At 68.9% G+C, this 12,185-nt stretch carries 12 protein-coding genes and 2 pseudogenes; 9 read left to right on the top strand and 5 right to left on the bottom strand.

All coding sequences use genetic code 11. The features are described from left to right. Nucleotides 1–16: 16 nt before the first annotated feature. Nucleotides 17–1,045: a phosphotransferase family protein gene (locus tag ON33_RS13010; protein ID WP_040858782.1), complete on the top strand. Its 1,029-nt coding sequence runs from the start codon at nt 17–19 to the stop codon at nt 1,043–1,045. Between the two features lie 31 nt (nt 1,046–1,076). Here the strand turns inward: ON33_RS13010 and ON33_RS13005 are convergent, their stop codons facing one another. Next, nucleotides 1,077–2,759, bottom strand: a complete 1,683-nt coding sequence (locus tag ON33_RS13005) for a bifunctional 3'-5' exonuclease/DNA polymerase (RefSeq protein ID WP_245550509.1) — start codon at nt 2,757–2,759, stop codon at nt 1,077–1,079. A gap of 181 nt (nt 2,760–2,940) precedes the next feature. Here ON33_RS13005 and ON33_RS13000 point away from each other — a divergent pair, with 181 nt between their 5' ends. After that, nucleotides 2,941–3,900, top strand: a complete 960-nt coding sequence (locus ON33_RS13000) for an ADP-ribosylglycohydrolase family protein (RefSeq protein WP_245550508.1) — start codon at nt 2,941–2,943, stop codon at nt 3,898–3,900. A 358-nt stretch (nt 3,901–4,258) separates the two neighbouring features. Here the strand turns inward: ON33_RS13000 and ON33_RS12995 are convergent, their stop codons facing one another. Further along, entirely contained in the window at nt 4,259–5,593 is a 1,335-nt protein-coding gene (locus ON33_RS12995) for an oxygenase MpaB family protein (protein WP_040858779.1), read from the bottom strand. A 94-nt stretch (nt 5,594–5,687) separates the two neighbouring features. On the opposite strand from ON33_RS12995, the gene ON33_RS12990 reads away from it, so the two are divergent. The 3 genes from ON33_RS12990 (at nt 5,688) to ON33_RS12980 (ending at nt 7,651) form a co-directional block, all read left to right on the top strand. Further along, on the top strand, nt 5,688–6,275 hold the full coding sequence (locus tag ON33_RS12990; protein WP_051152018.1) for a TetR/AcrR family transcriptional regulator: 588 nt from the start codon (nt 5,688–5,690) through the stop codon (nt 6,273–6,275). Between the two features lie 115 nt (nt 6,276–6,390). Then, complete coding sequence (locus ON33_RS12985; RefSeq protein WP_083868919.1) at nt 6,391–7,143, top strand: SDR family oxidoreductase; 753 nt, start codon at nt 6,391–6,393, stop codon at nt 7,141–7,143. A 28-nt stretch (nt 7,144–7,171) separates the two neighbouring features. Further along, complete coding sequence (locus ON33_RS12980; RefSeq protein ID WP_040858778.1) at nt 7,172–7,651, top strand: DUF5946 family protein; 480 nt, start codon at nt 7,172–7,174, stop codon at nt 7,649–7,651. A gap of 6 nt (nt 7,652–7,657) precedes the next feature. Here ON33_RS12980 and ON33_RS12975 read toward each other — a convergent pair whose 3' ends face one another. Further along, on the bottom strand, nt 7,658–8,545 hold the full coding sequence (locus ON33_RS12975) for an RNA polymerase sigma-70 factor (RefSeq protein ID WP_040858777.1): 888 nt from the start codon (nt 8,543–8,545) through the stop codon (nt 7,658–7,660). Between the two features lie 86 nt (nt 8,546–8,631). Here ON33_RS12975 and ON33_RS42745 point away from each other — a divergent pair, with 86 nt between their 5' ends. Beyond that, entirely contained in the window at nt 8,632–8,922 is a 291-nt protein-coding gene (locus tag ON33_RS42745; RefSeq protein ID WP_040858776.1) for a hypothetical protein, read from the top strand. A gap of 187 nt (nt 8,923–9,109) precedes the next feature. Further along, complete coding sequence (locus ON33_RS12965) at nt 9,110–9,511, top strand: SRPBCC family protein (RefSeq protein ID WP_063710989.1); 402 nt, start codon at nt 9,110–9,112, stop codon at nt 9,509–9,511. A gap of 30 nt (nt 9,512–9,541) precedes the next feature. On the opposite strand, the gene ON33_RS12960 is transcribed toward ON33_RS12965, so the two are convergent. Continuing rightward, a complete protein-coding gene (locus ON33_RS12960) occupies nt 9,542–10,168 on the bottom strand; it encodes a TetR/AcrR family transcriptional regulator (RefSeq protein WP_040859152.1) in 627 nt (208 codons plus the stop codon). A gap of 27 nt (nt 10,169–10,195) precedes the next feature. On the opposite strand from ON33_RS12960, the pseudogene ON33_RS39570 reads away from it, so the two are divergent. Further along, nucleotides 10,196–11,207 (top strand): annotated as a pseudogene (locus tag ON33_RS39570) (carotenoid oxygenase family protein). Continuing rightward, a complete protein-coding gene (locus ON33_RS44395; protein ID WP_373281025.1) occupies nt 11,171–11,347 on the top strand; it encodes a DUF6374 family protein in 177 nt (58 codons plus the stop codon). Before ON33_RS39570 ends, ON33_RS44395 begins: the two are co-directional and overlap by 37 nt. Before the next feature lie 13 nt (nt 11,348–11,360). Here the strand turns inward: ON33_RS44395 and ON33_RS12950 are convergent. Beyond that, nucleotides 11,361–12,182 (bottom strand): annotated as a pseudogene (locus ON33_RS12950) (STM4011 family radical SAM protein); the annotation flags it as partial. Nucleotides 12,183–12,185: the final 3 nt, after the last annotated feature.

Here is a 12,185-nt window from a genome sequence, read left to right as displayed (position 1 = left end):
GCATTCGGGAGACACATTGAGCGACGATCAGCGAGCCGGGCTACCCGGCCTGGATCTCGAACGACTCGCGGTGTGGCTGGCCGAGACCCGGCCGGGCCTGGTTACCGGGCCGCTGCGCGGACGGTTGATCGCGGGCGGGAAGTCCAATCTCACCTATGAGATCAGCGACGGCGAATCGGCGTGGATCCTGCGGCGCCCGCCCCTGGGGCACGTGCTCGCCACCGCGCACGACATGGCCCGCGAGTACCGGGTGATCACCGCGCTGGCGGACACCCCCGTCCCGGTACCCGCCACGTTCGCGCTGTGCCAGGACGACGAAATCATCGGCGCGCCTTTCTATGTCATGGAACGGATCGTCGGCACGCCCTACCGCAACGCGGCGGAACTGGCAGAGCTCGGCGTCGACCGGACGCGGGTCATCGTGACCGGTTTCATCGACACCCTGGCCGCTCTGCACACCGTCGACCCGGACGCGGTCGGGCTGGCCGACTTCGGGCGGCCGGACGGATTCCTGGAACGGCAGGTGCGCCGCTGGAAGAAGCAGCTCGACGCCTCCTACAGCCGGGACCTGCCCGCCGCCGACGAACTGCACGACCTACTGGCGAAGAACCTGCCCGCGCAATCGGCCACGGGCATCGTGCACGGCGACTACCGGCTCGACAATGTGCTCGTCGACGCCGAGGACCGGGTCGCGGCCGTGATCGACTGGGAGATGGCCACACTCGGTGATCCGCTCACCGATATCGGGCTGCTGCTGGTCTATCAGCGCATGAGCGATCGCGGGATGCTCGGGGTCAGCGATGTCGGGCTCGCACCCGGCTATCCGGCCGAAACCGAAGTACTGGAACGGTATTCGGCGCGGACGGGGCGCGATGTGTCCGAGATCGGGTTCTATGTCGCGCTGGCCTCGTTCAAACTGGCCGTGATCAGCGAGGGTATCCATTTCCGGCACATTCACGGACAGACCGTGGGATCCGGGTTCGAGCACGTGGGCGAAGGGGTCGAGCCGCTGCTGGCGGCGGGACTGTCGGCACTGCGGACGTAAGAGCGAAAACCATGGCGCCGCCGCGGATTTCCTACTTCGCGTCCGCATAACACTCCACTATCGCGGTCGTGAAGGGGAACCGGACCGGAGTCGGGCCGAACGCCAGCTCTCCGGCGGTGTCCGCGGCGGCCGTGATCGCCGCGGCGACCGCGGCCGCTTCCTCCTCGGGGCAGTGCACGATGACCTCGTCGTGCTGGAAGAAGACCAGCTCGGCCCGCAATCCGGCGGTGTGCATGGCATTCCTGAGCCCCGCCAGGACCAGGAGCGTCCAGTCGGCGGCGCTGCCCTGTACGACGAAGTTACGGGTGAAGCGACCGCGCGCCCGCGCCCTCGGCGTGGCGCTGTATGCCGGCCCATCCTCGGTGTCGGCCTGGTCGAAGGAAGTCGGCGGCGGGCAGGTGCGACCGAACCAGGTGCGCACCAGGCGGCCCTCCTCACCGGCGGCGGCCGCATCGTCGACATAGGCGACCGCGGCCGGATAGCGACGCCGCAGCTCGGCCATGTGGGTGAGGGCGTCGCCCGAGGTCTGGCCGTAGATCGCGCCCAGCATCGCGATCTTGGCCTGGGCGCGGTCACCGCCGAACGCGCGGGCCGCGAGGTCGGCGTAGAGATCCTCGCCGCGGCCCGCCACCTCCATCAGTCCGGGATCGCGGGAGATGGCGGCGAGCACGCGCGGTTCCATCTGATCGGCGTCGGCCACCACCAGCCGCCAGCCCGGATCCGCGCGGATCGCCCGGCGCACCACCTTCGGAATCTGAAGGGCGCCACCGCCGTTGGTGGTCCAGCGGCCGGTCACCGTGCCGCCCGGCAGGTACTCGGGGCGGAAGCGGCCGTCGTGCACCCACTGGTCGATCCAGGACCAGCCGTGCGCGGTGTAGAGGCGGTACAGGGACTTGTAGGCCAGCAGCGGGGCGACGGCCGGGTGATCGATCTCCTGGAGTTCCCATTTCCTGGTGGAGGACAACGAGATTCCCGCGCGACCGAAGGCCCGGATGATGTCCTGGGGCAGGTCCGGGCGGACCCGCGCGCCGCCGAACGCGCGCGACACCTGCTCGGCCAGCTCAGCCATCCGGCGCGGTTCGGATTCGCTCGAAATGCGTTCGCCCAGCATGGAATCGAGCAGTTCGCGGTGCAGGTCGGCACGCCACGGGATCCCGGCCCGCGACATCTCCGTGGCCACCAGCAGACCCGCCGACTCGGCGGCCAGCAGCATGCGGATGCGATGCGGATCCACGGCCGCGGCCGTGCGGGCGAGTTGCCCCGCGTAGACCTCGAGCAGCGCGGTGAACTCGTCGGTCCCGGACGGCAGTGGCACCGGCCCGGATTCGAAGAGCGTGGGCTGAGTGTCTGCGGCGCGGGCGGGCGCATCCTCCGGCACGGGCAGGCGGTGCAGGCGCGCCCAGGCCGCCGCCAGCGAGCGGGCCTGCCCGGACTGGCCCTCCTCATGCCCGATCAACAGTGACTCCGCCGCCTCCACGTCATAGCAGCGATCCACCCGCACACCTGTGTCGAGCAGCCGCCGGTAGAGCCCCGCGGTCGACCGCCACACCCACCGATCGACGTCGGGACGCGAGCGTACGGCCTCGGCCGGTGAGGCCTCGTCCACCACCGGGCCCGCGGGTCGACCGGCCGGATCCAGCGGGCATACCCGTACCCCGCCGTCACTCGTCTCCGCCAGCGCCCATCGCATACCGATGAGTCTTGCAGTGGGCACAGACAATCCTGGCGCAGTGAACACTGGCGATCCCTTGGCGGCGGATGCAGGTGATGCCTGTGGCGAGGACCGACGGTGCGATGGAGCGGGTCGAGACGGTCCCTGGGCGGTGGGCGCGATCGGCCCTGCGCGGTCGGCGCAGACAATGCCGTCATCACCGACCATGGCTAGCATCGACGCGGTGCATGTCGACTTGATGCTGGATTCGTTGAACGGACTGTCCGTGGGGGACGCGGTCGGCGCCGAGTTCCTCGTCCTGCGCCGGCCGCTGGACGAACTGCGGACCGGTGATCTCCCGGCCGGACGCTGGGAATGGACCGATGACACCGAGATGGCCTGCACGGTGGCGGGGGAACTGCTCGAACATGGTGCGGTCGACCAGGATCGGCTGGTGGCGGCCTTCGCCGAACGCATCGACCAGGGCCGCGACTACGGGTTCATGACCGTGGACACGCTGGGGCGCATCCGGCGTGGCGTGCCCTGGCGGCAGGTGACGGCGGCGGCGTTCGGCGGGCAGGGTTCCTGCGGGAACGGTGCGGCCATGCGCGTCGCTCCGCTGGGCGCGTTCTACGCGAGTGATCCGGATCGGGCTGTTGCCGAAGCGGTTCGGTCGGCGCAGGTCACCCATGCGCACCGCGAGGGAATCAGCGGCGCCGTCGCGGTGGCGGTGGCGGGGGCGACGGCTGCCCGGGCGCGGCTCGCCGGAACCCGGCCCGCCCCACAGGAATTCCTCGCGGCCGTCCTGGACCGGCTCGACGACGGCGAGACCACCCGCCTGATCCGCCGGGCGTACGCGCTGCTCGGGGCGCCCGCCGACCAGGTCGCCGCGGAAGTCGGCAACGGCGCCGCCGTGACCGCCCAGGACACCGTGCCCTTCACACTGTGGGTCGCGGCGACGTTCCTGCACGACTACCGCGCCGCCATCGCCACCTGTCTGTCGGTCGGCGGCGACACCGACACCACGAGCGCCATCGTCGGCGGAATCGTCGCGGCATACACCGGCGATCGTCCCGGCGGATTGCCCGGAACCTGGCTGACCGCACGAGAACCCCTGCCCGCCTGGTTCGAACAGAGTCGTGCCCAGCAGCGCAGCACCTCCTCCGGCGGCCGGCTACGCCGCTGGTTCTCCCGCACGCCGTAACCCGGGCCTATCGGGGGAGTCGTGCTCAGGCTCTCGGAGGCCGGGGCAGCACGGTAGTCACGCCGCCTGGACGAGAACCTGCATCGTGCACATCAACGGCAGAGTCCGCGAGCGCCTACAGGTTTCGACCACGGCCGACACACCCACACTGCGCGGCCCGGCGCGCCGGCCTCCGCCACCGTCCGGGCCGCTCTGGCCGGCCGCGCAATCACCACAACGATCGTCAGCCCCAACCCTGATCAACCTTGTCACTGGCTGATCGGGGCGAAACCCTTCGCGCACAACAAGATCAGGAGCTCTCGGTCTTCATCTTGGGCTGTGAGAGCTGCCTGAACTCGAATCTCGCAGCCTCCGGCCTTCAGGCGGCGGGGGTGGTACTGGGCTGGGTGGGGTAGGTGTGGGATTCGGTGGTGTATTCGGCATTGCCGTAGGCGGCGAGGCGCTTCTTGACGGTTCGGGTGGTGTAGCGGTCGGCGAGACCGGTGAGGGTGGGGCGGGCGGTGATGATGGTCATGAGGAGGAAGCGGAGGGTGATGAAGGGGGCGGTGAGGGCGATGCGGGCATAGTCGGCGGGGGTGAGGGTGATGCTCATGGCGGCGGCGGCTTTGCGGTCGCCGCCGCAGAAACCGAGGAAGAAGGCTCGGCTCCAGCTCTTTTCGACGGCGTCGGCGACGCGGTCGTAGCGGGAGGCACCGGGGCGCAGGTAAGCGGCCATGGTGGAGCGGACGAGTTCGCCGCAGGTGGCGTCGTCGAAGTCGTCGCGCAGGACGGCGGCGCGGGCGTGGAAGACCTCGATGATGCCCTCGGCGGTGGTGGGAAGCAACTCCTCGGGGAGGCCGAGCAGGAAGCAGCGGTAGCGGCTGAACTCCAGGATCGCTCGCTCGCGGGCATTGAATTCGGTGCGGCCGCGGCGGACGGCCATCATGGCGAGCAGGTACATGTTGATCAGGCCGGCGGGCATCTGGTCGACCTGCGGCACCGGGACGCCGTACACGTCCGCGTTCCATTGCTCGGTGCGTTCGAGAGCGTTGTAGCGCACCATCGAGTGCATCAACCGCACCATGGCCGCGGCCTCGAATCCCTCACCGAAGCGTTCCAGGGCACCCGGAAGTGTCGTCACCGCAAAGAAATTCGACGTCTCGTTGACCCGTCGCGCGGCGCGCCGGCCCGACAAAGCCCCGGTGAGAGTCATGGGCAGGGCGGCATAGGTGTTGAGGAAGGTCGCCAGGAAGGCGCCGCGCGTGATGAACGGTGCCAGGAACGCGGCCCCGACCCGCGAGGCCAGCGCGCCCTCCTCGACCAGTCGCATATCCAGCCAGCCGGGCGTCGACTCCATCGATTCGATGAACGCCCGCAGCTCGGCAGGAGCGCCGGGCACCGCGTCCACGCCCTCGCGGCAGGCCTGCTGCAGCATGCCGATCAGCCCGCGCACCCCGTATCGCGGCGCGAGCGACGCGTACGGGTCGGCGACCACGTCGCCGAGCATCGTTGCCGTGCGCATCAATTCGACGATGCGCTCGTCCGCGAGCAGCGGCGCACGCTCGGCGACCCACCCCGGCAGCGAGGACTTGACGCTGGGATCGGTGGTGAATCGGTAGGGGATCTCGTCGAAGTCGAACGTGCCGTAGAGGGCGGGCTGGAGTTCGCGCTGGGTGCGTGCCCGCGCGGCGAGTTCGGGGTAGTGGAGCGTCATGGAACACCTCAACTTTCAACCTGTTAGTTAGAAGGCTGACAGGTTGTAAGTTAGGCTGTCAATGGTGACGACCGATCCGGGCACACGCAGGCGGATGAGCGCGGAAGGCCGCCGCGAGCAGATCCTCGACATCACCCACGCGATCGTCGACGCCGAGGGATTTCACGCCGCGACCCCGAACCGGATCGCCGAGGCCGCCGGGATCACCCGGCCGGTGCTCTACCAGCAGTTCGGTGATCTGGCCGGGCTGTTCGTCGCGCTCATCGACCGCGAGGCCGGGCGTGCGGCCGCCCAGTTCATCGAGAAGCTCGTTCAACCCGACGACGACGGTGAGGAAACCGACCCGTTCGTGCGCGCGTTCTCCGGCGCGGTTCGCGCGATCGACACCCATCCCTCGACCTGGCGGCTGTTCCTGTTCCCGCCCGAGGGAGCGCCACCGGAACTGCATCAGCGGCTGGCCCGCTCGGCGGCGGCGGTCCGAGGATTCCTGGAACACGAACTGGTAGAAGCTTTTCCCGATCTGCCCGATCCGGAATACTCCGCCCGGATCCTGCACGCCGCGGGCCGTGAGTTGCTGCAGCTGCGGCTGGCCGATCCGGAGAACGCCACGATCGAACGACTCGTAGCGCTGGTGCGGCATCTGCGGATGAACGTCCTCGCCACGGACAAACCCGCGGAATGACCTCGATCAGCTCGACGGTCAGGGCGTTGAATGTGCCTGCCGCCGGAACATATCCGGAGTGCGTGACGTGACGGTGTCGCCGGGCCCCGGCTCCGGTGGAATACGCTCGGCATCCGTGACCACATCGAAGATCGTTCTTGTCACCGGCGCCGGGACCGGGCTGGGCCGCACCATGACCCACGCGCTGACCGCGGCCGGACATCAGGTCGTCGCGGTCGGGCGCACGTCGGCCACCCTGGACGAGGTCGTCGCCGCGGCGCCCGGGCCGGGAAGTGCGGAGGCGATTCCGGCCGATGTCACCGATCCGGCGGCCGTGGACGCGATGTTCGCGCACATCACGCAGCGGTGGGGCCGGCTGGATGTGCTGATCAACAATGCCGGGATCTTCGGGCCCACCCGGCCGATCGACGAAGTGTCCGTGGCGGACTGGAAACAGGTCGTCGACATCAACCTCACCGGGTCGTTCCTGTGCGCGCAGGCCGCCTTCCGGCTCATGCGGGCCCAGACGCCGCAGGGCGGCCGGATCATCAACAACGGGTCGATCTCCGCGCACACGCCGCGGCCGAACACCGTCGCGTACGCGGCCAGCAAGCACGGCATCACCGGGCTCACCAAGGCGCTGGCGCTGGAGGGGCGCGCGCACAATATCGCCGCCGGGCAGATCGATATCGGCAATGCCGCAACCGAACTCACCGCCGGGATCGCGGCGGGGTCGCTGCAGGCCGACGGCAGCATCCGGCCCGAACCGACGATCGACGCCACCCACGTGGCGCGGCTGGTGGTCCAGACCGTCGAACTGCCGCTCGAGGTGAACGTGCCGTTCCTGACCGTCATGGCCACCGGCATGCCCTACATCGGGCGCGGCTGACTGCCAGCGGCTCGTGGTATCACAAGGCGTGCAACAGCATTCGGAGACCTGCTCGTGCGGCGCGGCCCCGCCGTGCGCACCCACCTGGTACGAGGCGCTGGCGCGGGAGCAGGGCGATCCGGCGATGTATGCCTGGCATACCCCGCTGGTGCTGGCCTATGTGCTGCAGCATCCGAGCGAATCGGCGGCACGCGACCAGTATCTCGACAGTCAGTTCCGGATCCTGCAGCTGTACCTGGACCAGGGCTTGGGCGCGCTGAACCGGTTCGGGCAGACGCAACGCCGGCGAAACGCCTTGCAGGGCAAGGATTTCGCCTATGACACCGACGCGCTCGCGGCATATCGGCCCTTGCCCGCGGGCACCCCGGCCCGCTTCGCGCGGTCGGTGCACGACCTGCGCGACGCGGACGGCGGTTTCGTCGGAGACGGACACGGGGCCTACGGCTCCCGCATGGCCGAACTGGCCCGCGCCACCGTGGACGCGTACCTGAACGGCGCTGCCGCGTAACCGGATTCACCGGCTGAGGCTGACCTCCTGCGTCATGCGCGAGAGCTTCTCCGGGTTGCGCACCGAGTAGAACCCGGTGATGAGACCGTCGTCGATGCGGATCGCCATGACCGCGTCCACCTCGCCGTCGGCGAGGAAGACCAGTGCCGGATGGCCGTTGACCATGGCCGGCTCGATGTCCATGCCCGCGACGATGGTCCGCCAGCCCGCGGTGAACAGCCGCGCCACCTGGTCCGCACCCGTGATCGGCCGCGGTAGTGCCTGTTTGATGCCACCGCCGTCGCCGAGCGCGACCACGTCGGGGGCCATCAGGTCGAGCAGCCCCTGAAGATCACCGGTATTGAGCGCACGCTGGAACGCCTCGAGCACACTGCGGGTCTCGGCCGCGGTCACCACCTCGCGCGGGCGCCGCGCCGCCACGTGCGAGCGGGCCCGATGGGCGATCTGGCGGACCGCGGCCGGGGTCTTGTCGACGGCCTCCGCGATCTCGTCATACGGCAGATCGAACACCTCGCGCAGCACGAACACCGCCCGCTCGGTCGGCGTGAGCGTCTCCATCACCAGCAGCATGGCCATCGAAACGCTCTCGGCCAGTTCGACATCCTCGGCCACATCGGGCGCGGTCAGCAGCGGCTCCGGCAGCCACTGGCCGACATAGGACTCCTTGCGCCGGCCCAGCGTGCGCAGCCGCACCAGCGACTGCCGCGTCGTGATCCGCACCAGGTAGGCGCGCTCATCCAGGACGGTGTCCAGGTCGACGCCGGTCCAGCGCAGCCAGGTCTCCTGCAGTACGTCCTCGGCGTCGGCCGCCGAGCCGAGCATCTCGTAGGCAACGGTGAACAGCAGATTCCGATGCGCGACGAACGCCTCGGTGGCGGCCGTGGTCCCGGTCATAGGTGGCTCCTGTCCTTCACTCTCGACCTGTGTCACCCCACAAGACACCGCGCCCGGCCGATCTGTGACACCCCGACGCCAATCGGATGGAGACCATGGTCTGGTCGGATCCTTTCGACTACGCATGGAGGATCCGGGCGCGGCGGCGAACGCGCGGACACGGGCGGTGTCGCGGCCCGCGGGCCAAACCAACCCCCACGCCACCGTCGGCGCGTCGGGCCCGGCACCTGCTCGTCGCCGACCCCAATGTTCGTGCCCTGCTCGGGAACCCGTATGACCTCGAACTCCAGCGCGAGGGCGACCGCTGGCTCATCCGCCGCATGCGCATCGACAACACCTGGTACACCGGGGATCCCACGGCCATCTTCGGAGCGTGACACAGTTGTCGCTGTGAGGGAATCGCACGCGCTCGGCAGCGATGCGAGATCGGTTCGGCGGCAGGAGAAGGCGTATGCGTCCTGACTGCTTTGCCGCCCATCGGCATTCATCCCGCACCGCGCCGACCGAGGAGACTGGCCAGTGGACAGTGAATTCGAACTAGACCCGTCACGAGTCGAATTGGGCATGTTCTATCCGCACCCGCCCGAGCTGGTCTGGTGTGGGATCACCGACCCGACGCTCATGGAGCAGTGGTTGCTGCCGTCCATCGGCTACGAAGGTGCGGTGGTGGGAACACATTTCCTGTTCACGGTGGCGTCCAGGCCGCCGGCCGAGATCGCCTGCGAGGTCCTTGCCGCGACGCCTCCAGAGGCGCTCACCTGGAGCTGGATGGATATGCGCGGGCCCGATCCCGTGCGTTGGACGGTGATCTGGGGCCTGCATGCCCAGGGGCGCGGCACTCGGCTGACGGTCACCACCACCGGTTTCGACATCACCGACAAACGGCAGCGTATGCAGCGGAACAACGTCGAGCGGGGCTGGCGCAACCTTCTCCCCAAATTGGCCGCGACTCTCGATCGCCTTTGAGCGACACTGTTTTGCGGGCTGCCGGAGATCTCAGTGCGGTGTTCGTTCGATGACGCTGATGCACATGTGGGCGCAGTGAGCGGCGAGCTGGTCGGCGGTCAGGTCGATGCTGTGGTCGAGCCAGTCTTCGATGAGCTGGTTGACGCCGCCGGTGATGAACAGTGCCGCACGTCGCAGCGCGTCGGGGTCGTAATCGCCGGGTAGTGCGGCGGGAACGTTGTGGACCACGAGATCGGCGATGGTGCCGAGGATGTCGCGGCGGCGTTGGGCAAGAACCGGTACGGCACTGAAATCGCTGGTCATGATGCGATGGATGTGCCGGTCCTGGGCGACGGCTTCGAGGAAGGCGCGCAACGCCGCACGCAGCTTGTCCTCGGCGCTGCCTTCGGCGGTGAGGCCGGACTGCACCAGGACGGTCAGCAGTTCCTCACGCAACTGATCGGCGATCGCGGCGAGCAGCTCGTCGCGGCCCGGGAAATGTTCGTAGAAGTAGCGGTCGATCAATCCGGCCTGCTTGCAGACCCCGCGGACGGTCACCGCGGACAGTCCCGCCTCGCCCCAGAGCTCGCGGGCCGCCGCGAGCAGCCGGGTCCGGCGTTCGGCGCGGCGGTCCTCGGCACTGACGCCGCCGTAGTCCGGGGCGCGTTCTCCGCGCACCCGAAATGGGATCCGGTCACCGGCGACATGTACAACTTCGGCCTCGACCTGCTACCCACGCCCCGCATCCGCACCTACCGCGTCGACCGCGCCGGACGAGCCCACCGGCTGGCGACCGTGCCGATGTGGGACCTGCCCTGGAACCACGACTTCGCCCTCACCGCGACCTACATGGTGTTCGTGCTCGACCCCATCCTCCCGAACATTCCCAAGATCGCGCTGGCCGCCGACTCGTTCATCGATGCCCTGGAATTCAAGTCCGCCAAGGCGACCCGGTTCCTGCTCGTCCCCAAACGCGGAGGACGGGCCCGCATCGTCGAACACGACGCGCTGCTGCACATGCACCTCACCAACGCCTACGACGACGGCGACGACGTGGTCATCGAACTGGTGCGTCTGGACACCGCATGGGAGAACGTCCGCGCCATGACCGGCATGGTCAACCTCGCCACCCCCGACGCCCCGCAATTCCCGCAATCCCGGCTCATGCAATACCGGATCACCAAGGCCGGCGCCGTCGTCGAACGCGAACTCTCCCACCGTTCAGGAGAATTCCCTCAGTACGACTGGCGCCGCTCCACTCTCGAGCACCGCTACAGCTATCTCGCCGGAGCGGGCGGACCCGCCGGGCTGTTCAACGCCCTCGTCAAGATCGACCACCGCACCGGCGACGCCACCAGCTGCGACCTCGGCGCCAGCTCCGTCGGTGAACCGCTGTTCGTCCCCCCGCGCGCCCGACGCCGCCGAAGATGAGGGCTGGCTCCTCGCCCTCAACCACGACCTCACCGAAAACCGCTCCCAGCTCCTCGTCCTCGACGCCCGCGACCGCGGCAAAGGCCCCCTCGCCACCGCCTGGCTCAACCACCACATCCCCTGGGGTATTCCACGGCACCTTCACCCGCCGCCTCGCCGACCCCGGCAGACCTGTCCGTCTCTAGACATTCGCCCGAATACCGGAACGTCACTCGAACAAACGTTCTACTCGAGGTATCGTTCCAGGCCATGCCGGAACTCTCACGACGCGACTGGGCGACGATGAACCTCAAAGAGGTGCAGCGGCAGCTGCTGAAGGCGGCGTCGTTCGGGAAGGTGATGTCGCCGGAGCAGTTGGAGAACGCCGCGGGGAAGATCGGGGAGGGGTTGCGGATCTTCCTGGAGGAGATGGATCGGCCCAGGTAGCGGGGATACGCTCGAGGACGCCGCCGGCGAAGACGTCGTAGAGGGGGAGGGTTTCGAGGTGGACGTAGCCGATGTGGCAGTCACAGGACGTGCGGGGGCAGGGGCGGGGGCGGAGGGCGGGGCGGTAGGTGCCGTCGTAGAGGTTGCCGAGTTCGGTGCGGACGAAATGGCAGCGGCGGACTGTGCCGTCGCCGTCTACCGAGATGACGGATTCGCCGGTGCGGCAGGGGAGTCCGGCGGACGGGTGGGGGTGGCGGCTGTAGGGGAACAGGGGGTCCAGGGCCGTCCAGGCGTCCGCGTCGGCGTCGGAGAGTTCGTGGCCCTCGGGGGCATTGACCCACAGATAGATGTGCTCGGGCAGGTCGGCGCGCAGACGCCTGGCCTCGGGGAGATGCTCGGGGAAGCCGACGATGCCGACGCTGAAGCGGATGCCGCGGCGGTCCAGGTCGGCGCATTTGGCGGCGAAACGGTCGTAGGGGGTCTGGCCGGGATGGTAGGTGCACCACAGGGCGAGGGTGTCGGGATCGGCGTCGGCGAGCCAGTCGGTCCGGCAGCTGAGGTTGGTCTGGATCGCGACTCGCGCGACATTCGGGAGCCGGGACAGTTCGACGAGGGCGCGGCGGTACCAGGAGCGGACCAGGCCCTCACCCCAGGGCGTGAACAGGATCGACAGGCGGTCGTCGTGCTGGTCCGCGGCCCACGTGGTGAAGCGTTCGAGCGCGGCGCGGTCGGCGCGCAGCTGGTCGCGGCTGTCGCGGCGCTTGGCGAACGGGCAATAGGGGCAGTCGTAATCGCAGGACGACAGCGGGCCTCGGTAGAGAATCGTCAGATCCATGGT

The sequence above is a fragment of the Nocardia niigatensis NBRC 100131 genome (assembly GCF_000308655.1).
Taxonomy (GTDB): domain Bacteria; phylum Actinomycetota; class Actinomycetes; order Mycobacteriales; family Mycobacteriaceae; genus Nocardia; species Nocardia niigatensis.
Note: the sequence above shows the minus strand (reverse complement) of the source record. Positions and strands in the feature narration are given on the sequence as shown.